General features: G+C 63.4%; 17 protein-coding genes. 12 read left to right on the top strand and 5 right to left on the bottom strand.

Features of this window, described 5'->3' with window-relative positions:
• Positions 1–280: 280 nt before the first annotated feature.
• The gene (gene msrP, locus SB772_RS34870) at positions 281–1,276 is read left to right on the top strand and encodes a protein-methionine-sulfoxide reductase catalytic subunit MsrP (protein WP_410837666.1); all 996 of its coding nucleotides are present in this window, start codon (positions 281–283) and stop codon (positions 1,274–1,276) included.
• 11 nt (positions 1,277–1,287) lie between these two features.
• Entirely contained in the window at positions 1,288–1,983 is a 696-nt protein-coding gene (msrQ, locus tag SB772_RS34865) for a protein-methionine-sulfoxide reductase heme-binding subunit MsrQ (RefSeq protein WP_410837665.1), read from the top strand.
• Between the two features lie 78 nt (positions 1,984–2,061).
• Here msrQ and lysA read toward each other — a convergent pair whose 3' ends face one another.
• Complete coding sequence (gene lysA, locus SB772_RS34860; RefSeq protein ID WP_410837664.1) at positions 2,062–3,324, bottom strand: diaminopimelate decarboxylase; 1,263 nt, start codon at positions 3,322–3,324, stop codon at positions 2,062–2,064.
• Between the two features lie 9 nt (positions 3,325–3,333).
• Positions 3,334–3,687, bottom strand: coding sequence for an LPS translocon maturation chaperone LptM (gene lptM / locus SB772_RS34855; protein WP_410837663.1), 354 nt, complete (start codon positions 3,685–3,687; stop codon positions 3,334–3,336).
• Positions 3,688–3,722: 35 nt separating this feature from the next.
• Here lptM and cyaY point away from each other — a divergent pair, with 35 nt between their 5' ends.
• Positions 3,723–4,040: an iron donor protein CyaY gene (gene cyaY, locus SB772_RS34850; protein WP_341314110.1), complete on the top strand. Its 318-nt coding sequence runs from the start codon at positions 3,723–3,725 to the stop codon at positions 4,038–4,040.
• Positions 4,041–4,150: 110 nt separating this feature from the next.
• Here cyaY and SB772_RS34845 read toward each other — a convergent pair whose 3' ends face one another.
• On the bottom strand, positions 4,151–6,553 hold the full coding sequence (locus tag SB772_RS34845) for a penicillin-binding protein 1A (RefSeq protein WP_410837662.1): 2,403 nt from the start codon (positions 6,551–6,553) through the stop codon (positions 4,151–4,153).
• A 254-nt stretch (positions 6,554–6,807) separates the two neighbouring features.
• On the opposite strand from SB772_RS34845, the gene pilM reads away from it, so the two are divergent.
• The 7 genes from pilM (at position 6,808) to SB772_RS34810 (ending at position 14,170) form a co-directional block, all read left to right on the top strand.
• The gene (gene pilM, locus SB772_RS34840; RefSeq protein ID WP_410837661.1) at positions 6,808–7,812 is read left to right on the top strand and encodes a type IV pilus biogenesis protein PilM; all 1,005 of its coding nucleotides are present in this window, start codon (positions 6,808–6,810) and stop codon (positions 7,810–7,812) included.
• Positions 7,812–8,531 carry a fimbrial assembly protein gene (locus SB772_RS34835; RefSeq protein ID WP_410837675.1) on the top strand — a complete coding sequence of 240 codons (720 nt, stop codon included), beginning with the start codon at positions 7,812–7,814 and terminating at the stop codon, positions 8,529–8,531. The genes pilM and SB772_RS34835 overlap by 1 nt, the downstream gene beginning before the upstream one ends.
• Positions 8,528–9,448: a hypothetical protein gene (locus SB772_RS34830; RefSeq protein ID WP_410837660.1), complete on the top strand. Its 921-nt coding sequence runs from the start codon at positions 8,528–8,530 to the stop codon at positions 9,446–9,448. Before SB772_RS34835 ends, SB772_RS34830 begins: the two co-directional genes overlap by 4 nt.
• On the top strand, positions 9,448–11,151 hold the full coding sequence (locus tag SB772_RS34825; protein ID WP_410837659.1) for a type IV pilus secretin PilQ: 1,704 nt from the start codon (positions 9,448–9,450) through the stop codon (positions 11,149–11,151). Before SB772_RS34830 ends, SB772_RS34825 begins: the two co-directional genes overlap by 1 nt.
• 106 nt (positions 11,152–11,257) lie before the next feature.
• The gene (locus SB772_RS34820) at positions 11,258–11,809 is read left to right on the top strand and encodes a shikimate kinase (protein WP_410837674.1); all 552 of its coding nucleotides are present in this window, start codon (positions 11,258–11,260) and stop codon (positions 11,807–11,809) included.
• The gene (gene aroB, locus SB772_RS34815) at positions 11,809–12,894 is read left to right on the top strand and encodes a 3-dehydroquinate synthase (protein WP_410837658.1); all 1,086 of its coding nucleotides are present in this window, start codon (positions 11,809–11,811) and stop codon (positions 12,892–12,894) included. Before SB772_RS34820 ends, aroB begins: the two co-directional genes overlap by 1 nt.
• Positions 12,895–12,967: 73 nt before the next feature.
• Positions 12,968–14,170, top strand: coding sequence for a deoxyguanosinetriphosphate triphosphohydrolase (locus SB772_RS34810; protein ID WP_410837657.1), 1,203 nt, complete (start codon positions 12,968–12,970; stop codon positions 14,168–14,170).
• A 96-nt stretch (positions 14,171–14,266) separates the two neighbouring features.
• On the opposite strand, the gene SB772_RS34805 is transcribed toward SB772_RS34810, so the two are convergent.
• Together SB772_RS34805 and SB772_RS34800 are read right to left on the bottom strand one after the other, a co-directional pair.
• Positions 14,267–14,647, bottom strand: coding sequence for a YqjD family protein (locus tag SB772_RS34805; protein ID WP_410837656.1), 381 nt, complete (start codon positions 14,645–14,647; stop codon positions 14,267–14,269).
• Positions 14,648–14,953: 306 nt separating this feature from the next.
• Positions 14,954–15,676, bottom strand: coding sequence for an OmpW/AlkL family protein (locus tag SB772_RS34800; protein WP_410837655.1), 723 nt, complete (start codon positions 15,674–15,676; stop codon positions 14,954–14,956).
• A gap of 187 nt (positions 15,677–15,863) precedes the next feature.
• On the opposite strand from SB772_RS34800, the gene SB772_RS34795 reads away from it, so the two are divergent.
• On the top strand, positions 15,864–16,571 hold the full coding sequence (locus tag SB772_RS34795) for a transposase (RefSeq protein WP_410837654.1): 708 nt from the start codon (positions 15,864–15,866) through the stop codon (positions 16,569–16,571).
• Positions 16,572–16,868: 297 nt separating this feature from the next.
• Complete coding sequence (locus SB772_RS34790; RefSeq protein ID WP_410837653.1) at positions 16,869–21,572, top strand: glutamate synthase-related protein; 4,704 nt, start codon at positions 16,869–16,871, stop codon at positions 21,570–21,572.
• The last annotated feature ends 50 nt before the right edge of the window (positions 21,573–21,622 follow it).

The raw sequence follows: 21,622 nt of genomic DNA, 5'->3' as shown, positions 1-21,622 counted from the left end.
TGGTGGGCGCTGACCGGCCTGCTGGTGACGACCTTCGCGTTCCTCGGCGTGAACATGTTCCTGTCGGGGCTGCATAGTTACGGCAAGCTGTAAGATCTGCCGTTCTGAACCGACTAAAAACCGCCGAGTGCTTCGCACCGGCGGTTTTTTTTACGGCTCGCGGAATATTTCCCGCATCCAACGTGTTTGTTGGAGCAGTACGTATGAATGGCTGGACGAGCCGATCATCAATCTGGCCCCGTAAGATGACCCGACCGATGGGCGGGCAAGGAGCAGCACGATGTGGATTAAGCGAAGCGACAGAATTCAACTCACCGGCGACGACATCGCACGCAGCGAAATTACGCCGCAGCGGGTTTTTGAAAACCGGCGGCGCGTGTTGCAGGCGGCGGGCGCGGCGGCGCTCGGCGGCCTGATCGGCGTGAATGGCGAGGCGCTGGCGGCGTATGCGTCGCCGGATCCGAAGGCGCAAAGGCTGGCGGCGAAGACCAACGCGAAATTTGTCGCGCTCGACAAGATCACGCCGTTCAAGGACATCACCACTTACAACAACTACTACGAGTTCGGTACCGATAAAGCTGATCCGGGACAGAACGCCGGCACGCTGCGGCCGCATCCGTGGAAGGTGAGTGTCGAAGGCGAGGTGAAGAATCCGAAGGTGTACGACATCGACGAATTGCTCAAGCTCGCGCCGCTCGAGGAGCGCGTGTACCGGCTGCGTTGCGTCGAGGGCTGGTCGATGGTGATTCCGTGGATCGGCGTGCCGCTTTCCGAACTGATCAAGCGGGTTCAGCCGACCGGCAATGCCAAATACGTCCAGTTCATCACGCTGGCCGATCCTTCGCAGATGCCGGGTCTGTCGACGCCGGTGCTCGATTGGCCGTACTCCGAAGGGTTGCGGATGGATGAGGCGATGAATCCGCTGACGCTGCTGACGATGGGCCTCTACGGCCAGGTGCTGCCGAATCAGAACGGCGCGCCGATTCGCGTCGTGGTGCCGTGGAAATACGGTTTCAAGAGCGCGAAGTCGCTGGTGAAGATCCGCTTTCTCGACAAGCAGCCGCCGACCAGCTGGAACACCTACGCGTCGAACGAGTACGGTTTCTATTCGAACGTGAACCCGAACGTCGATCATCCGCGCTGGAGCCAGGCGACCGAGCGGCGCATCGGCGAGGACGGTTTCTTCACGCCCAAGCGCAAGACGTTGATGTTCAACGGCTATGGCGATCAGGTCGCGTCGCTGTATCAGGGCATGGACTTGAAGAAGAATTTTTGAGCGGCGTGAACATGGCTTCCAATACGCAACCCGTTGCTTCAACCGAACGCAAAGTGCTGCGAGCACAAGCCGCAGCGACGCCGGCAAAGCGGCCCACAACCGGCGCACGCTGGATCGTACCGGCGAAGATCGCGGTGTTTATCGCAGCGTTGTACCCGTTCGCGCGCATTGTGCTGTTCGGCGTGACCGATCGGCTCGGCGCGAACCCGATCGAGTTCATTACGCGCTCGACGGGCCTTTGGACGCTCGTCTTCCTGTGCATCACGTTGGCCGTGACGCCGTTGCGCCGGTTGAGCGGCGTGCCGGCGCTGCTGCGGTTTCGTCGCATGCTCGGCCTGTACGCATTCTTCTACGCGACGCTGCACTTTACGACCTACCTGTGGTTCGACAAATGGTTCGACGTTGCGGCGATTCTGAAGGACATCGGCAAGCGGCCGTTCATCACGGTCGGCTTTGCCGCGTTCGTGTTGCTGATTGCGTTGGCGCTGACGTCGCCGCGCGCGATGGTGCGCAAACTCGGACGCCGCTGGCAGACCTTGCATCGCGCGATCTATGCGATCGGCGGGCTCGCGATTCTGCATTTCTGGTGGATGAAGGCGGGCAAGCATGACCTGCTGTTGCCGAGGATTTACGGCGCGATCATGGTTGCGCTGCTGGGGTGGCGCTTGATCGTATGGCTGCGTGAGCGGAGCTTGAAAACGCGCTGACCGCGCTGCACAACGCGCAATAGAAAATGGCGATGCTGCAGCGGCATCGCCATTTTAGTGCAGCGTCAGCTTGGACGTTTACGCCGGCAAGATCGTTTCACCTGCAAATAGCTGTTTCACCTCTTCGCGAGCGCGAACCACATGCGCTTGTGTACCATCGACCATCACCTCGGCCGCGCGCGGACGCGTGTTGTAGTTCGAGCTCATCACGAAGCCGTACGCGCCGGCCGAACGGATCGCCAGCAGATCGCCCGGTTCGACCGCGAGCAGACGCTCGCGACCTAGCCAGTCGCCGCTTTCGCAGACCGGCCCGACGACGTCGTACACGTGCGCGGGCACTTCGTGCTTAACGACCGCGTCGATTGCGTGATACGCCTCGTACATCGCAGGGCGCGCAAGATCGGTCATCGCAGCGTCGACGATGGCGAAATTCTTCTCCGCGCCCGGCTTCAGAAACTCGACGCGGGTGAGCAGCACGCCGGCATTGCCGACGAGCGAACGGCCCGGTTCGAAATACACCTCGCGGTGGCCATGACCACGCGCTTCGATGCGATCGAGCACCGTGCGCACGAAGTCGCCGATTTCCGGCGGCGTTTCGTCGTCGTAGGTGATGCCAAGGCCACCGCCTACATCGATATGGCGAATTTTCACGCCGTCCTGCTCGATCTGCTCGACCAGTTCCAGAACTTTATCGACCGCGTCCAGATACGGTGCGACCTCGGTGATCTGCGAGCCGATATGGCAATCGATGCCGACCACGTCGAGATGCGTCATCGCAGCCGCGGCGCGATAGGTGGCGCGCGCATCCTCGAACGCGACGCCAAACTTGTTCGACTTCAGGCCAGTGGAGATATACGGATGCGTTTTCGCATCGACGTCCGGATTCACGCGCAGCGACACCGGCGCCTTCTTGCCCATTTCCGCGGCAATCGCGTTCAGGCGATCCAGTTCCGGAATCGATTCGACATTGAAGCATTTGACGCCGGCCGCGAGCGCGTCGCGCATTTCATCAGCGTTCTTGCCGACGCCGGAGAACACGGTGTTTTCCGCCTTGCCGCCAGCGGCCAGCACGCGTGCCAGTTCGCCGCCCGAGACGATGTCGAAGCCGGCGCCGAGACGCGCGAACACGTTCAGCACTGCGAGATTGCTATTCGCCTTGACGGCGACGTGCACGCTCGCGCGGCGGCCGGCGCAAGCCCCCGCGTACGCGTTCCACGCTTCGGTGAGCGCGGCGCGCGAATAGACGTACAGCGGCGTGCCGAACTGCTCGGCGAGTGAGACGGCGGACACGCCTTCGGCGTGCAACACGCCGTCGACGTAGTCAAATGCGGATCGAGTCATGCGAAAGTCTTATTGAACGGGAGTGACGGCGGAGGCAGGCAGCGGGGCCGCCGTAGCCGCAGATGCGGCCGACGCCGACGCCGGCGGCGCGGCGAGTTCGCTTTCCGGCGCCAACGAGAGCGGCGTGCCCGACGTGTCGGGTACGGTGCCGGCTGCGGAGGCGGTTTCCGCGTCGGGTTTCACTTCATCCGGCGACGGCGGTTGGGTGCGATCGATCGGCTTGGCAGGCAGCGGCGGCACCGTGGGCAGGTAGAGCGAACCGCGTTGCCCGCAGCCGCTGAGTGCGCAACCTGCGAGAATGGCTAAAATCGCTACAATCGCGCGGCCGGGCGCCGCCGCGCGCATCCGAGATACGACTCGCATGACTGTCCCTGAATAAATAATCGATGGAGTTTAGCATGTCCGATAGTGAATACCTGACCCGCGCGGAAGCCGCGCTAGCCGCCATCGAACGCGCGCTCGACGACACCGATGCCGACATCGAATTCGAGCGCAGCGGCAATGTCCTGACCCTCGAATTCGAGAACCGCTCGAAGATCATCGTCAATCTGCAACCGCCGATGAGCGAAATCTGGATCGCCGCGAAAGCGGGCGGTTTTCACTTCCGTTTCATTGACGGCGAGTGGCGCGATACCCGTAGCGGCACGGAGTTCTTCGCAGCCTTATCGGACTACGCAACGCAGCAAGCCGGCGAGCCGATCCGCTTTGAAGCGTAAATTTGCAGCGTAAAGTCCGCAATCGATAGTGCAGTTGAAACGAAACCGCCGCGCATCGAGCGCGGCGGTTTCGTTTTTGAACGTTCTGCGCAGTTCGGGCGCTACAGGCGCTAATGCCCGCGGAACAGATTCATGATGTCCTGCTTTTCCTGCTCGCCGACTTGTTGGGGCGCGGCCTCCGCCGCCGAACCGCTGGCCGCCGCATCGAGCGTAGCCTGGCTCACGCCGACTGTCGCGATGAAGCCGTGCCCAGGCGTGAAGTCGTCGAAATACAGTTCCGAACCGATCTCGGTCACGTCGTCCGGCGTCGGCATCGTGTATTCCGGCACGCCTTTGAGCGCACGCCCCATGTAATCGATCCACACCGGCAACGCCAGGCCACCGCCGGTTTCCTTGTCGCCCAGACTGCGCGGATTGTCGTAGCCGATCCATGCGATGGCCGTCAGCGAGTGCTGATAACCGGCGAACCACGCGTCGCGCGAATCGTTGGTCGTACCTGTCTTGCCGGCGAGATCGGTGCGTTTCAGCACATTGGACTTCGCGCCCGTGCCGCGTTGCGCGACGCTTTGCAGCAGGCTGTTCATCACGTATGCATTGCGCGGTTCGATCGCATGCGGCGCGCTTTGCGCGGCGACCAGCGGTTGCGCATGCGCCACCACGACACCGCGCTGATCGGTGACTTCGGCGATCAGGTACGGGTTGATCCGATAACCGCCGTTGGCGAACACCGAGAACGCGCCCGCCATCTGCAACGGCGTGACGAGACCCGCGCCGAGCGCCATCGGCAGGTAGGCCGGATGACGATCCGCATCGAAGCCGAAACGCGTGATGTACTGCTGCGCATACTTGGTACCGATCTGGTTCAGGATGCGAATGGATACGAGGTTCCGCGACTTCTGCAACGCGGTGCGCATCGTCATCGGGCCGTCGAATCCGCCGCCGTAGTTCTTCGGCTCCCACGCCTGACCGCCGGTTTCAGCGGCGCTGAAAAAGAGCGGTGCGTCGTTGATCACCGTGGCCGGTCCGAGTCCTTTTTCAAGCGACGCCGAATAGATGAACGGCTTGAAGCTCGAACCCGGCTGACGCCACGCCTGAGTGACGTGGTTGAACTTGTTCTTGTTGAAGTCGAAGCCGCCGACCAGCGCGCGAATCGCGCCGTCCTGCGGAATCACTGACACGAACGCGCCTTCCACTTGCGGCAATTGCGTGATCGACCAGCTGCCGTCGTCGCCTTTGACGAGGCGAATGATCGCGCCGGGCCGCAGGCGTTGGTTCGGCTGCGCGCGCGTGCCGAGCGCGAACGCGGCGAAGCGCAGACCGTCGCCCTGAATGGTCGCGACATTGCCGTCGATGAAGGTTGCCTGCACCTGCTTCGGGTTCGCCGCGGTCACCACGGCGGCGATGAGTTCACCGTTGTCGGGATGCTCGAGCAGCGCGTCGTCGATTGCCTGTTCACGCTCGTCCGCGTCGGACGGCAAGTCGATGAACGCTTCCGGGCCGCGATAACCGTGGCGCCGTTCATAGTCCATCAGACCTTTGCGCAGCGCACGGTAAGCGACGTCCTGGTCGGCCGAGTCGATCGTCGTCACCACGTTCAGGCCGCGCGTGTAGGCTTCTTCGCGATACTGCGCGTACATCATCTGCCGCACCATTTCCGCGACGTACTCCGCGTGCACGCTGAATTCCTTGCCCGCGCCCTTGACGACGAGCGGCTGTTTGCTCGCCTCGTCGTACTGTTCCTGGGTGATGTAGTGCAGTTCGTACATGCGCTGCAGGATGTACTCCTGCCGTACCTTCGCGCGCTTCGGATTGACGACCGGGTTATACGCCGACGGCGCCTTCGGCAGCCCGGCCAGCATTGCCGATTCCGCCAGTGTCAGATCCTTCAGATTTTTGCCGAAGTACACCCGCGCCGCGCTCGCGAAGCCATACGCGCGCTGGCCGAGATAGATCTGATTCATGTACACCTCGAGAATCTGATCCTTGGTTAGCTTCGACTCGATCTTGTACGCGAGCAGCATCTCGTAGATCTTGCGCGTGTAGGTCTTCTCGCTCGACAGAAAGAAGTTGCGCGCCACCTGCATCGTGATCGTGCTGGCGCCCTGAGTGGCGTGGCCGTTGGTCAGCGCGACGAAGCCGGCCCGCGCGATGCCGGTCAGGTCGACGCCGCCGTGATCGTAGAAGCGCGCATCTTCGATTGCGAGCACAGCCTTTTTCAGGCTATCGGGTACGTCCTGGATATGGACGATGTCGCGCCGCTCTTCACCGAATTCGCCGATTAGCACATGGTCGGCCGTATAGATGCGCAGCGGCACCTTGGGCCGGTAGTCGGTGAGCGCATCGAGCGACGGCAGGTTCGGCGTTGCCACCACCAGTGCATAGCCGAGCACCAGCAGCACGCACAGAATGCCGGCGACGATCAGACCCACAAAGCCAAGGATGAGCTTGAGCCACAACGGGCGTTTGCGCTTCTGCGGCGCGGGCGGCGGGGACGTAGGAGACGTGGATTGCATATGGGCACCAAAAAACAGTCCCGCGATTATAGCCGCCTCGCTTTTCAGCTTTCGGCATGCTTACTGACAGTTTTTGACAGGTCTTCGCGCCGCGCAGGAATGACTTCACTGTAGTCGCTTTGAGCGCATGCAGGGCGCGCGGTACGCAATGTTAGCCATTCGGCTGAGTGTCGCGCAGCGGCGCGGCTGCGCACAATTCTTCCTGGCTACTCGCGTTCGAATGGTTCGTCGCGTGAGTCTGGAGGGAGGGCGTGATGACGTTCAAAAGTTCGTGGCTTCAGGGAATGCAAATGGGCGTGGAGCGCTTGGGAGAGCGCTTTGCGGCGGGGATCGATGTCAATTCGCAGGCGGTGCGTCTCATCGTGGTGAGTCAGCGTCCACGCGCAGGCGCTGTGCTGCGCATCGAATACGTGACGAGCGTGCCGCTTGCGGCCGGCGCGATGGCCGGCACGGAGATCGCCGACCGGCACGCCGTGGCGCGCGCGTTGCGCGATGCCTTCGCGGGCTTGCCGCGCGCCTGCGCGACGCACGCGTTGCGCTGTGCGATGGCGCTGCCCGCCTCGGCCACGCTGACCACCACGGTGCCGCTTACGCGACTTGCCGCGCTTAGCGGTTGCGCGGAAGACTGCGGGCGCGAACTGGCCGAGCTCGAACCGGCGGTGATGAGCGAAGTGGAGCGCATCGTGGGTCTCGAGCGGCATGCGTTGGCAGTCGACTGGTTTCTCGACGAAGCGCCGTCGTCGATTCGCTCGGTGACGATCGCCGCGACCGCACGGCAGCATCTCGAAGCGCGCATCGAATGCGCGGCCACCGCGGGCATCTCGCTCACCGCAATCGACGGCGAGCCGCATGCGGCGTTGCGCGCAATGCGTTACGCCGCCAGTCACGAACTCGATCCGCACGAGCCCTATGTCGCGATCTGGATCGGCGCGGATGGCGTGTACGGGTGGCGCATCGCCGACGACAGCATGGTTGGCGAAATTCGTTATCCGGCGCCCGAGTACTCGGATCTCGCCGACGCATTGCGCGATCTCGCCGATGGTCCCGCACTCGACTGCGCATTGTTGAGTGGCGAGGTCGACTTGCTCGACGGCGTAGGTTTCTCGCTTGCGGATATGGCCGACGTGTTGGGCTGCACGGTATTGCCGTTCGAGTGCGCAGCGCTTGGCGGCCTCGCGCGGTCGCTCACGGATCCGTTGTTACACGAGCCGTCCGGCGCGGTCGCATTCGGCCTCGCGCTGCGCGGGGTGCTCGAATGATGCGGGATCGTTTGCATGCCGATGGTCCAGGCGCGCCGGTTTCATCACGTGGCTCGCGCCCCGCGCGCCCTTGGCTCGGCGGCTTCAATTTGCTGCCCTACCGGCAACGTAACGCGCGGCTTGCGCGGCGGCGCTGCCTGCTCGAATGGACCGGCGCGGCGCTCGCCGGTTGCGCCGCCGTGCTTGCATTGGCCGGATGGCAAGCGTTCGAGCGGGCGCGGCTCGATGCGCAACGCGCGTCGCTCGAACGCTCGCTCACGCAACTGAGCGCGCCGCTCGCCGAGTACGCAAAGTTGCTGCGCGCGCAAGACGAGCGGCGCAAAGGCGCCGCGCGTGCAGCGAGTTTGTCCGAGCCGCTCACGCATCTGCGGGATCTGCTGGATGCGCTGAGCTTCGAACCGGGCAACGGCGTCGTGCTGCAGCAGTTACGTCAGCGCGAGCACGAGACGGAGTTGCTGGCGACTTCGAGTGGCCATATCGCGTCGGCCGACTGGCTCAAACGCTTGAGTGCGATCCGCGGCGTGAAGGGCGCGGAGGTGAGTGACCTGCGTCGCTCGGTGTCGCGCAGCGGTGCAGTTGCAGCCGCTGGCGAAACCGGCCCGATCGAATTCGGCGCGCGCCTGCGTTGGACCGATCCGCCGCCCAAGGTGGCCCATGCGCCGGTCGCCACCGCGCAACGTCCGATGCAGTCTGAACAACAATCCAGAGGTGCGAAATGAGTACAACGTTTGTCGATATGGGCGGCGCGGCAGGTGCGCGGCTATCCCTGTCCCATTGGATGAAACGCGTGCGTTTGCCGCTCGATGTGTGGAGCCGGCGGCGTCGCTGGGTAGTCGCTTTGCTGATTGCCGCGCTGGTGATCGGGCTGGGTGCGCATGGCTGGGTCGTGGCCGACCTCAGTGGCCTCGGGGCGAGCCAGACAGCATTCGATGCCGCCACTCGGCATCTCGCCGATGCGCGGCGCGCGCTGACGCAATTACCCGCGCTGCGTCGCGAAGCCGCGAGCGCGCACGGCGCACATTTGCCGACGCTATGGACCTCCGCCGACGATGTGCGTCTCGTGTCCGAGTTAGCGGCGCAAAATAGCGTCGCGTTGCTCGCGCTGGAACCGGGTGCCGCGAGCGGCTCGGGCGACGAACAGATGCGGCCGATGCGTCTCGCCGCGCAGACCGATTTCGTGCATTTGATGTCGTTTCTGCGCGAACTGTCGGGCTTGCCGGTGCTGATCGTTCCCGAGGACGTGACCGTCAAACGGAACGGCGCCTTGCTCGCCGTGAGCGCGACGCTGCGCGTGTTCAGCGCGCTGCGACCGGCGGTTTCGAGTGCATCTGCGGACGCCTTTGCCGACGACAGCCTCGATACCGAGGCCGGCGAAGACATTGTGTTCTACGACCCGTTCTCGCTACCGCAAATGCTGGCGAACGGGGACCTGCCCGATGCTTCGCAGCTACGTCTGGCCGGCTTGCTGCACGATCGCACACGCGGGCTCGCCTTACTCGAAACGCCGGACGGCGCGGCGACTGTCGCGGCGGGGCAGCAGTTCGGCGCTGAGCGGGTCATGCGGGTCGACGCGCTCAGCATCACGTTGGCCAATGGCGGCGCGACGCGTACGCTGTCGCTCGTGGAGGCATCCTGATGAGGCTTGCGAAACTCATTCGCCACACCGTGTGGTGCGTGGGCGCTCGTCTATGCATCGGCCTCTTCGTTGGCGCAGCGGCCGGCGCCGGCGTCGCGCATGCGTCGGCCCAACTGCAACCGCCGCTGCCGCCGTTGCCCGCGGGCATGCCGCTCGACGACGCCATTGCACCGCTCGATGTTTCGTACAACGCACGGCCACTGCCGCGCGGCATTGCCGCCGAAGTGCCCAATCCGTTTCGCAACGATGCCGCCGATGAGCCGGGGGCGTCGCGCGCGGCGGCAACCGTCGGCAACGACCGCGCAGATGACCCGCTTGGCGACGCGGACGGCTCAGGACCGTTGCGACCGCAATCCGCTGCCATCCGCGACGAGGCCATTGGAGCCATTGGCGCCGCCGGCGCATCCGCACTCGAAGGTCCGCCGGTGCCGCTGCCTCCGCTGACGCGCCTGGGCAACACACCGAAAACCCCGGCAGAAGACAAGCTCGCCGCCGACGATAAACCCATCACGCTGAACTTCCGCCGCGCCGAACTCGGTGACGTGCTCAACGCGTTCGCCGAATTCACCGGACTGAATATCGTTGCTAGCGAAAGGGTGCGCGGCGCCGTCTCGCTGCGGCTCGACAAAGTACCCTGGCGCGCCGCGTTCGACACCTTGCTCGACGTCAACGGCCTGGCGATGGAGCGCCGCGGCAACGTGATCTGGGTCGCGCCGCTCGCCGATCTGGCCGCGCGCGAGCGGCAGCGCTTCGAAGCGCACGCACGGGCCGCCGATCTGGAGCCGCTCGCGAGCCGCACCTTCCAACTGCACTACGCGCGCGCCGAAGACGTGCGGCGCCTGCTGACCGGCGCGGGCAATCAGCGCGTGCTGTCCAAACGCGGTGCCGCGACGGCCGATCCGCGCACCAATCTGCTGTTCGTCACCGACCTCGAGGGCCGCCTCGCGCAGATCACCGCGCTGCTCGCCTCCGTCGACCGGCCGACCCGTCAGGTGCTGATCGAGGCACGCATTGTCGAGGGCGAGCACGGTTTTTCGCGCAATCTGGGTGTGCGTCTGTCGATGGCGGCGGCCAACGCCGACGGCACTGCCCAAGGCCTCACCGGCGGTAAGGACGGCGCCGTCCACGATCTGTCCGCGCGGCCGATTTCCGGGTTCGACGCAGCCACTGCCGGTCTGACGCTGTTCGCGGCGCAAGCCACGCGGCTTCTGAATATCGAACTGAGCGCGCTGGAAGCCGAGGGCCGCGGCGAAATCGTCTCGAGCCCGCGGGTCGTGACGGCGGACCGGATGAAAGCGGTCGTCGAGCAGGGCACCGAGCTGCCGTATCAGGCAAAAGTGGGGCAGGGCGTGTCCGGCGTGCAGTTTCGCCGCGCCACGCTCAAACTGGAGGTCGAACCGCAAATCATGCCGGACGGCCGGGTGGTGCTGGACCTCGACGTCGCCAAAGATAGCGTCGGCGAGCAGACCGACGCTGGCCCCGCGATCAACACCAAACACGTGCAAACGCGGGTCGAAGTCGAGGATGGTGGTACGGTGTCGATCGCCGGCATCTACGCGGCCGATAACCGGGACGATGTGACGCGGGTGCCGCTCCTGGGCAAAATACCGGTTTTAGGCACGCTTTTTCGCCATCGGGCACGTCGCGACCAGCGCAGCGAACTGGCGGTTTTTATCACGCCGCGCGTCGTTCAGACAAATTAGGGGCATGCCGCCGCCGCTCGTGAGCGGCGGCGCGCAGGCTCGACAAGGCAGCCGCTTTGCCAGTAAGCTGCGGCACGAACCATACCGGATTAGCCAGAGGACACCGTTGCAAGCGCGGGACGCACACGCCAATGTATTTTTTGTAGGGCTCATGGGGGCAGGCAAAACCACCGTGGGCCGGGCCGTTGCGCGCCGGCTGGATCGCCCGTTCTTCGATTCCGATCACGAAATCGAGGCGCGCACGGGCGCGCGCATCCCCGTGATCTTCGAACTGGAAGGCGAAGCGGGCTTTCGCGACCGCGAAGCGCACGTGATTTCCGATCTGACCGGGCGCGACAATATCGTGCTCGCAACGGGCGGCGGCGCGATTCTGCGGCCGGAAAACCGTGAAGCGCTGCAAAATCGCGGCGTGGTGATCTATCTGCGCGCCAATCCGCACGATCTGTGGCTGCGCACCCGGCGCGACAAAAATCGCCCGCTTTTGCAGACTGAAGACCCGAAAGCGCGCCTTGAAGCGCTCTACGAAGTGCGCGACCCGCTGTACCGCGAATGCGCGCATTTTGTGATCGAAACCGGCCGGCCCTCGGTCAACGGACTCGTCAACATGGTTCTGATGCAGCTCGAGATGGCCGGCGTCGCCAAACATCCTGCGTCATAATGGACTATATGATTACCGTCAATGTCGAACTGGGCGAGCGCGCCTATCCCATCCATATCGGTGCCGGCCTGATCGGCCAGACCGCGTTGTTCGCGCCGCATATCGCCGGCAACTCGGTCACCGTCGTGACCAACACCACAGTCGAGCCGCTATACGGCGACAAGCTGCGCGCCGCGCTGGCGCCGCTCGGCAAGCAGGTGTCGACGGTCGTTTTGCCGGACGGCGAAGCGTACAAGAACTGGGAAACGCTGAATCTGATTTTCGACGCGCTGCTCGGCGCGCGGGCTGACCGTAAAACCACGCTGATCGCGCTGGGCGGCGGCGTGATCGGCGACATGACGGGTTTTGCCGCGGCCTGCTACATGCGCGGCGTGCCGTTCATGCAGGTGCCGACCACCTTGCTGTCGCAGGTTGATTCGTCAGTAGGCGGCAAGACCGGCATCAACCATCCGCTTGGCAAGAACATGATCGGCGCGTTCTATCAGCCGCAAGCCGTGATCGCCGACATCGGCACGCTGCGCACGCTGCCGGCGCGCGAACTGGCGGCGGGCGTCGCCGAGGTGATCAAGACCGGTGCGATTGCCGACGCCGGCTTTTTCAGCTGGATCGAAGCGAACGTCGAGGCGCTCAATCGTTGCGAGCCGGAGGCGCTGGCCGAGGCGGTCAAGCGCTCGTGCGAAATCAAGGCGTCGGTGGTGGCGCAGGACGAGCGCGAAGGCGGCTTGCGCGCGATCCTCAATTTTGGCCACACCTTCGGCCACGCGATCGAGGCCGGGCTCGGCTACGGCGAATGGCTGCACGGCGAGGCGGTCGGCTGCGGGATGGTGATGGCGGCGGACCTGTCCGTGCGTCAGGGCTATCTCGACGAAGCCGCGCGCAAGCGTCTGGTCGACGTGATCGTCGCAGCGCATCTGCCGACCCGCGCGCCCGCGCTCGGCGAGTCGCGCTACGTCGAACTGATGCGGGTCGACAAAAAGGCCGAGGCCGGCGCGATCAAATTCATTCTGCTGAAGCGTTTCGGTGAAACGCTGATCACCCAGGCGCCCGACGCCGCCGTGCACGCAACGCTGGCCGCCGCCGTCTAGAAACCGGCGAGGCATTGCAGCAAAGCATTACGCACCAGCGTCACGAGGCGCCGCCCATGTTTCGGAGAAACCGGTGACTGACAGGCGCAGCGACGATGTAAAGAATCACCCGGGAGGCGCGGCGGCGATCGGCGTGCCCTCGCCCGAAGCACTCGAAGCGCATCTCGCGCCGTATGCGGCGCATTCCGCGCAGTCGCGCGGCCGCCGCTATCCCGAAGCCGCGCCTAGCGCGCGCACCGAATTCCAGCGCGATCGCGACCGCATCGTCCACTCGACGGCATTCCGCCGCCTCGAGTACAAAACCCAGGTGTTCGTGAATCACGAGGGCGACCTGTTCCGGACACGCCTCACGCACAGTCTCGAAGTCGCGCAGATCGCGCGTTCGGTTGCACGCAATCTGCGGGTCAATGAAGACCTCGTCGAGGCCATTTCGCTTGCGCACGATCTCGGCCATACGCCATTCGGCCATGCCGGCCAGGATGCGCTCAATGAATGCATGCGCGAACACGGCGGCTTTGAACACAATCTGCAAAGCCTTGCGGTGGTCGACGATCTCGAGGAGCACTACGGCGCGTTCAATGGGCTGAACCTCTGTTTCGAAACACGCGAAGGCATCCTCAAGCATTGCTCGCGCGAGAATGCCCGGCGGCTCGGCGCGCTCGGCGAACGTTTTCTCGAAGGACGGCAGCCGTCGATCGAAGCGCAGATCGCGAACGTCGCTGACGAGATCGCCTACAACAATCACGACGTCGACGACGGTTTGCGCTCGGGCTTGCTCACGGTGGAGCAGCTTGCCGAAGTGGAGCTATGGCAGACGCACTACGAGGCGGCGCGCGGCGATTATCCGCAGATCGAAGGGCGCAGGCTGATCCACGAGACGGTGCGCCGCATCATCAATACGCTGATCGTCGACCTGATCGATACGACCACCGTCAATCTGGTTCGGCATGCGCCGGCAACGCTCGACGCAGTGCGAGCCGCACCGCCGCTCGTCGCGCATAGCGAGGCGATCGCTTCGCAGGCCGCGACGCTCAAGCGCTTTCTGTTCAAGAACCTGTATCGCCACTATCGGGTGATGCGTATGGCGAACAAGGCGCGCCGCGTGGTGGTCGGCCTGTTTGCCGCGTTCACGGAAGATCCGCGGCTGTTGCCGCCTGGCTATCAGTCGCCGGACGCGTCGTTGCAGGCGCGCCTGGTTGCACACTACATTGCGGGCATGACGGATCGATATGCGGTGAAGGAATACCAGCGGTTGTTCGTGATCGACGACAACTGATCGGGTCGGTGCCAGTGCGCATCGGTGCCGGGATGCGGCGCCGATGCACATGCCCGTAGTGCTATGCCGCCACTGTGGCGGTGGCCCGGCCGCCGCTTAACGCAACCGCGACGCGATCAGCGCGCCCGCGATCAGCGCGACGCCACCGACGATCGCAATCGTCTGCCATGGATTTTCGCGCACATACTCATTGGCATCCGAGATCGCCACTTCGGCGCGTTGGCGCATGGCTTCGCGGGTGTCGTTCAAACGGGCGCGCGCAACCTCGAGTTGCTTGCTCAATTTGCTGCGTAGCGCCACGGCATCGGCTTGCGTGCCGTCGGCCAGCGTGTCTTCGAGTTCCGACATCAGCCTGCGTAATTCGCCGGCGATGTCTTCGGCCGCGTGGCGGCTACGACGAGCGATTCGCCGCGCACGGCGGCTGGTGGTGGTCCAGGATTCGCCGAGGGCGTCTCGCGTGTTCGGAAGTGCTGTCATGATCGCTCCGTCGATGAGAGTGAGAAAAGTCTCCGCGTACTCATGCGGGAAACGTGGCGTCATGCAACTTCGATGCCAAAGACTGCGCGATGTTCCAGCGAGATCATCGCATACGCGCCGACGGCTTCTGGCGGCAGAAATTGCACTGAAAAGGTCGATCGGTGGTCAAAATTACAATGCATCCGACATTTACCACAATAGATGACAGAGGCATAGAATCAAAAACGCCGTCACATGTGTGACGGCGTTTGGCCGAGGTGCGGACTGTTCGCGACGGTTCGATCCATGCAGGCACAGCCTGCCTCCCTAGAAGACGTAACCTATCTTCGCGAAAGTAACGATCGGGTTGAGTCTGATTTTTGCCTCAGACGTCACGGTCAGGTTGCCGACCGGAGTCGCCGCGTTCGAGGTCAGTTTCGCGGTTACGCTGAGCGGTATGTATGAGACGGAGAACCCCGCGAACCAATGTTTGCTGAACGCATAGTTGAAACCGAGATTAAACACCGGTGCCCAGGAACGATCCGTCGATACCGAGGTCGGACCGTGCAATACGCCTTGTTCAAACGCAGTGTTGGTGATCTTCGCGTCAGTGAACCAGACGTACGTGACGCCGAGGCCGGCATACGGTCGGAACGCCGCGGTGGCGTCGTTGAAGTAGTATTTGAACAGGAGAGCAGGGCTCCATTGCTTCGCGGAGCCGAGCGTACCGAATTGCTCGAAGGTGCCTGTGCCTAGCAGGTTGAATTTCGGCGGAATGCCAATTTCAGCTTCCGCGGCGATGTGATCGGTGACAAAGTAGCCTAGGCTTAAGCCGATGGTGTCGGAGCTGTCGATGCCAGCGCCCGTGCCGGGTATCGAGATGTTGACGGGTGTCCCGCCGACGCTTGTTTCCTTCAACGGATCGCTACTGTCTTGAGGGGCGAAATGGAACCACCCCGTCGTAGCGTAAAAACTGCCGGCCGATTGCGCGTGAGCTGCCGTCATGCAGGCGAGCGCCGCGAGCCCCGTTATGGCCTGTTTTAATTTCATATGTGCTCCTCCAAAAAAGGCCCGCTCATTATGACCACAACGTTTGAAACAAACCATACGCGGCAGTTAGAGCTTTCTCCCTAAGCGCCGGGCGGTTTCTGGCTAAGCCGCGCCGCGCCGAACCCAGCGCCCATGCGGCTTTTCGGACCTTCGGGTATATACCAACGCGACTATTGGATACTTCAGCATGGCACGGCTTGCACGTCTTTATGTCCCTGACCAGCCGCAGCACGTCATCCTCCGTGGACTCGACCAGCAGCCCGCATTTGTCGACGACCAGGACTACGAGCTCTTCATCGACTGTTTGAAAGCAGCTTCGCGCGACCACCATTTGTCGATCCACGCGTATGCGTTGATGCCGGGTGCCGTGCAATTGCTCGTCACGCCGACCGAGGAGTCGAGTCTGCCGAAAGCGATGCAGGCGGTGGGGCGCCGCTACGTCGCCCACTTCAACCGGCGCTATGCACGCCGCGGCACGCTATGGGAGGGCCGCTACCGCGCGACGGTGATCGAGGGCGAGCGTTACTTCCTGCTGGCGAGCCGGGTCGTCGAGATGTGTCCGGTGCGCACGCAGCTCGTGAGCGCACCGGAGGACTACCGCTGGTCGAGCTACCGCCATCACATCGGCCTCACGCTCGACAGCCTGATTACCGATCATCCGTTGTACTGGTCGCTCGGCAACACGCCGTTCGAGCGGCAACGCGCGTATCGCGAGTTGTGCGAGCAGCCGCTCGACGAGCGTGAGGCCAGCCAGCTTCAGCAGGCCACTTTGAAAGGCTGGGTGTTGGGCAGCGAGACGTATCGGGAGTGGGCGGCGCGAGCGGCGAACCGGCGGGTGTCGCCGCTGCCGCGCGGGCGGCCGCGCAAAGTGCGCGAGACACCGCAGACACAATAAAGCGTTTTGCATCAAAGGGCTGCACGCGGAACGGCATCTTCGGATGTCGTTTTCTTTGCACCTTTTTTAATATGGCACCAATAAAAATTGGCCGCAATGCACCAACTTGATAATAGGGGCCCCACCATCAGGTTTTGTTTGCTATTCCATTGATTCGTCGCGTATATTCCGAATTCCGGCGCTTTTTGGTACGCGTAGCATCGAGCGTATTGAGCCGCCGTCGTGGTTGCGATACGAACTGCGGTAATAGAAAAAACGGTTTAACGGCCTGTCCGGCCCCTCACAGACGGTGTCCCCATGAACGACCACCAGCAACCGACTCATCCGGTTCCCGCCGCGCAAGGTCTGTACGACCCGCAAAACGAGCACGACGCCTGCGGCGTCGGCTTCGTCGCCCACATCAAGGGCAAGAAAAGTCACGAGATCATTCAGCAAGGCCTGAAGATTCTCGAGAACCTCGACCACCGGGGCGCCGTCGGCGCCGATCCGCTGATGGGCGACGGCGCGGGCATCCTGATCCAGATTCCGGACGGTTTCTATCGTGAGGAAATGGCCAGGCAAGGCGTCGTGCTGCCGCCGAACGGCGAGTACGGCGTCGGCATGGTCTTCCTGCCGAAGGAACACGCATCGCGCCTGGCGTGCGAACAGGAACTTGAACGTACGGTGAAGGCCGAAGGCCAGGTCGTGCTGGGCTGGCGCGACGTGCCGGTCGACCACACCATGCCGATTTCGCCTACCGTGAAGGCGAGCGAGCCGCTGATCCGCCAGATCTTCATCGGCCGCGGCAAGGACATCATGGTGACCGACGCGCTCGAGCGGAAGCTGTACGTGATCCGCAAGACCGCGAGCCACCGCATCCAGGCGCTCAAGCTCAAGCACGGCAAGGAATACTTCGTGCCGTCGATGTCGGCGCGCACGGTGGTCTACAAGGGCCTGCTGCTGGCCGGCCAGGTCGGCGTGTACTACCGCGACTTGCAGGACGAACGCACCGTCTCGGCGCTGGCGCTGGTGCACCAACGCTTCTCGACCAACACGTTTCCGGCGTGGGAACTGGCTCACCCGTACCGGATGATCGCCCACAACGGCGAAATCAACACGGTGAAGGGCAACGTCAACTGGCTGAATGCCCGTACCGGCGCGATCGCGAGCCACGTGCTCGGCGACGATCTGCCGAAGCTGTGGCCGCTGATCTATCCGGGCCAATCGGACACCGCCTCGTTCGACAACTGTCTCGAACTGCTGGTGATGGCCGGCTATCCGCTCGTCCACGCAATGATGATGATGATCCCGGAAGCCTGGGAACAGCACACGCTGATGGACGACAACCGCCGCGCGTTCTACGAATACCACGCCGCGATGATGGAGCCGTGGGACGGCCCCGCCGCGATTGCCTTTACGGACGGCCGTCAGATCGGCGCGACGCTCGACCGCAACGGCCTGCGTCCGGCGCGTTACCTGATCACCGACGACGAGCTCGTCATCATGGCTTCGGAAGCCGGCGTGCTGCCTATTCCCGAATCGAAGATCGTCAAGAAGTGGCGTCTGCAGCCGGGCAAGATGTTCCTGATCGACATGGAACACGGCCGCATCATCGACGACAAGGAACTGAAGGACAACCTCGCGAACGCCAAGCCGTACAAGAGCTGGATCGACGCTGTCCGGATCAAGCTCGACGAAATCGAGCCGAAAGCCGAAGACGTCGTGACGGAGCGCCGCGAAGCCGCTGCTTTGCTGGATCGCCAGCAGGCGTTCGGCTACACGCAGGAAGACCTCAAGTTCCTGATGGCGCCGATGGCGCAAGCCGGCGAAGAAGCCGTCGGTTCGATGGGTAACGACTCGCCTTTGGCGGTCATGTCCAACAAGAACAAGACGCTCTATCACTACTTCAAGCAGCTGTTCGCCCAGGTGACGAACCCGCCGATCGACCCGATCCGTGAAAACATGGTGATGTCGCTGGTGTCGTTCGTCGGTCCGAAGCCGAACCTGCTGGATACGAACAACATCAACCCGCCGATGCGTCTCGAAGTGTCGCAGCCGGTGCTCGATTTCAAGGACATCGCGAAGATCCGCGCGATCGATCAGTACACGGGCGGCAAGTTCAGTTCGTATGAACTGAACATCTGCTACCCGGTGGCCTGGGGCAAGGAAGGCATCGAAGCGCGTCTCGCGTCGCTGTGCGCGGAAGCCGCCGACGCGGTGAAGTCCGGCTACAACATGCTGATCGTGTCGGACCGCAAGACCGACCGCGACAACGTCGCGATTCCGGCGCTGCTCGCCACTGCCGCGATCCACACGCACCTCGTGCAGCACGGTCTGCGCACGAGCGCGGGGCTGGTCGTCGAAACCGGCTCGGCGCGTGAAACGCACCACTTCGCGTTGCTCGCGGGCTACGGCGCGGAAGCCGTGCACCCGTACCTCGCGATGGAAACGCTCAGCCAGCTCGCAGCCGGCCTGAAGGGTGACCTGTCGGCGGAAAAGGCGGTCTACAACTTCACCAAGGCAGTCGGCAAAGGCCTGCAGAAGGTCATGTCGAAGATGGGCATTTCGACCTACATGTCGTACACCGGCGCGCAGATTTTCGAAGCCGTCGGTCTCGCGGAAGATCTGGTCGCGAAGTACTTCAAGGGCACCTCGTCGAAGGTTGGCGGTATCGGTCTCTTCGACGTGGCGGAAGAAGCGATCCGTCTGCACCGTGAGGCGTTCGGCGACAACCCGGTGCTCGCGAACATGCTCGACGCGGGCGGCGAGTACGCCTACCGCGTGCGCGGCGAAGAACACATGTGGACGCCGGATGCGATCGCCAAGCTGCAACACTCGGCGCGCAGCAATTCGTATCAGACGTACAAGGAATACGCGCATCTGATCAACGATCAGACCAGGCGCCACATGACCTTCCGCGGTCTGTTCGAGTTCAGGCTCGATCCGTCGAAGGCGATCCCGCTCGACGAAGTCGAATCGGCGAAGGAAATCGTCAAGCGTTTCGCCACCGGCGCGATGTCGCTCGGCTCGATCAGCACGGAAGCGCACGCCACGCTGGCGGTCGCGATGAACCGCATCGGCGGCAAGTCGAACACCGGCGAAGGCGGCGAGGACGTGAACCGTTATCGCAACGAGCTGCGTGGCATTCCGATCAAGAACGGCGACACGATGAAGTCCGTGATCGGCGATGAAGTGATCGTCGACATTCCGCTGAAAGAAGGCGATTCGCTGCGCTCGAAGATCAAGCAGGTGGCGTCGGGCCGTTTCGGCGTGACGGCGGAATACCTTGCATCGGCCGATCAGATCCAGATCAAGATGGCGCAGGGCGCGAAACCGGGCGAAGGCGGTCAGTTGCCGGGCCACAAGGTGTCCGAGTACATCGGCAAGCTGCGTTACTCGGTGCCGGGCGTCGGCCTGATTTCGCCGCCGCCGCACCACGACATCTACTCGATCGAAGATCTGGCGCAGCTGATTCACGACCTGAAGAACGCCAACCCGGCGGCCAGCGTGTCGGTGAAGCTGGTGTCGGAATCGGGCGTCGGCACGGTGGCAGCGGGTGTCGCGAAGGCGAAGGCCGATCACGTCGTGATCGCCGGCCATGACGGCGGCACGGGCGCTTCGCCGTTGTCGTCGATCAAGCACGCCGGCACGCCGTGGGAACTCGGTCTGGCCGAAACGCAGCAAACACTCGTGCTGAACCGGCTGCGCGGCCGTATCCGCGTGCAGGCCGACGGTCAGATGAAGACCGGCCGCGACGTCGTGATCGGCGCGCTGCTCGGCGCGGACGAGTTCGGCTTCGCGACGGCGCCGCTCGTCGTCGAAGGCTGCATCATGATGCGCAAGTGCCATCTGAACACCTGCCCGGTCGGCGTCGCGACGCAAGATCCGGTGCTGCGTGCGAAGTTCCAGGGCCAGCCGGAACACGTCGTCAACTTCTTCTTCTTCGTTGCGGAAGAAGCGCGCGAAATCATGGCGCAACTGGGCATCCGCAAGTTCGACGACCTGATCGGCCACGCCGAACTGCTCGACATGAAGAAGGGTATCGAGCACTGGAAGGCAAGGGGTCTTGACTTCTCGCGCGTGTTCTATCTGCCGCAAGTGCCGGCTGAAGTCGCACGCAAGCACGTCGACGCGCAGGACCACGGTCTCGAGAAGGCGCTCGACCACACGCTGATCGAGAAGGCAAAGGCCGCGATCGAGAAGGGCGAGCACGTCTCGTTCATCCAGCCGGTGCGCAACGTGAACCGTACGGTCGGCGCGATGCTGTCCGGCATGATCGCGAAGAAGTACGGCCACGACGGCCTGTCCGACGACACGATTCACATCCAGTTGAAGGGCACCGCGGGTCAGAGCTTCGGCGCGTTCCTTGCGAAGGGCATCACGCTGGATCTGGTCGGCGACGGTAACGACTACGTCGGCAAGGGTTTGTCGGGCGGTCGCATCATCATTCGTCCGACCAACGATTTCCGCGGCAAGTCGGAAGAAAACATCATCTGCGGCAACACGGTGATGTACGGCGCGATCGAAGGGGAAGCGTTCTTCCGCGGCGTCGCAGGCGAGCGTTTCTGCGTGCGTAACTCGGGTGCGACGGCGATTGTCGAAGGCACGGGCGACCACGGCTGCGAATACATGACGGGCGGCACGGTCGTCGTGCTCGGCGAAACGGGCCGTAACTTCGCGGCCGGCATGTCGGGCGGCATCGCTTACGTGTACGACCCGGACAGCACGTTTGCCGGCAAGTGCAACAAGTCTATGGTCGCGCTCGATCCGGTCCTGCAACAGGCCGAACAGGAACGCACGGTCGACAAGGGTTTGTGGCACAGCGGCGCAACGGATGAAGCGCTGCTCAAGGGGCTCATCGAACGTCACTTCCAGTTCACAGGTTCGCCGCGTGCAAAGGCGCTGCTCGAAAACTGGGACGCGTCGCGCCGTCAATTCGTGAAGGTGTTCCCGACCGAATACAAGCGCGCGCTGGGCGAGATGGCTGCGAAGAAGGCGAACAAGGAAGTCCTCGCTGCCTGACCGGCCGACCTGCTGCTCTGTCCGAAGCCGTCACATTTAGCCGTACCCGC

Origin of the sequence: Paraburkholderia sp. SIMBA_030, from assembly GCF_046535245.1 — a bacterium.
Taxonomy (GTDB): Bacteria; Pseudomonadota; Gammaproteobacteria; order Burkholderiales; family Burkholderiaceae; genus Paraburkholderia.
Note: the sequence above shows the minus strand (reverse complement) of the source record. Positions and strands in the feature narration are given on the sequence as shown.

Coding starts and splice junctions, on each gene's coding strand:
- msrP (WP_410837666.1), top strand. CDS start 281: ATGTGGATTAAGCGAAGCGACAGAATTCAACTCACCGGCGACGACATC.
- msrQ (WP_410837665.1), top strand. CDS start 1,288: ATGGCTTCCAATACGCAACCCGTTGCTTCAACCGAACGCAAAGTGCTG.
- lysA (WP_410837664.1), bottom strand. CDS start 3,324: ATGACTCGATCCGCATTTGACTACGTCGACGGCGTGTTGCACGCCGAA.
- lptM (WP_410837663.1), bottom strand. CDS start 3,687: ATGCGAGTCGTATCTCGGATGCGCGCGGCGGCGCCCGGCCGCGCGATT.
- cyaY (WP_341314110.1), top strand. CDS start 3,723: ATGTCCGATAGTGAATACCTGACCCGCGCGGAAGCCGCGCTAGCCGCC.
- SB772_RS34845 (WP_410837662.1), bottom strand. CDS start 6,553: ATGCAATCCACGTCTCCTACGTCCCCGCCGCCCGCGCCGCAGAAGCGC.
- pilM (WP_410837661.1), top strand. CDS start 6,808: ATGACGTTCAAAAGTTCGTGGCTTCAGGGAATGCAAATGGGCGTGGAG.
- SB772_RS34835 (WP_410837675.1), top strand. CDS start 7,812: ATGCGGGATCGTTTGCATGCCGATGGTCCAGGCGCGCCGGTTTCATCA.
- SB772_RS34830 (WP_410837660.1), top strand. CDS start 8,528: ATGAGTACAACGTTTGTCGATATGGGCGGCGCGGCAGGTGCGCGGCTA.
- SB772_RS34825 (WP_410837659.1), top strand. CDS start 9,448: ATGAGGCTTGCGAAACTCATTCGCCACACCGTGTGGTGCGTGGGCGCT.
- aroB (WP_410837658.1), top strand. CDS start 11,809: ATGGACTATATGATTACCGTCAATGTCGAACTGGGCGAGCGCGCCTAT.
- SB772_RS34805 (WP_410837656.1), bottom strand. CDS start 14,647: ATGACAGCACTTCCGAACACGCGAGACGCCCTCGGCGAATCCTGGACC.
- SB772_RS34800 (WP_410837655.1), bottom strand. CDS start 15,676: ATGAAATTAAAACAGGCCATAACGGGGCTCGCGGCGCTCGCCTGCATG.
- SB772_RS34795 (WP_410837654.1), top strand. CDS start 15,864: ATGGCACGGCTTGCACGTCTTTATGTCCCTGACCAGCCGCAGCACGTC.
- SB772_RS34790 (WP_410837653.1), top strand. CDS start 16,869: ATGAACGACCACCAGCAACCGACTCATCCGGTTCCCGCCGCGCAAGGT.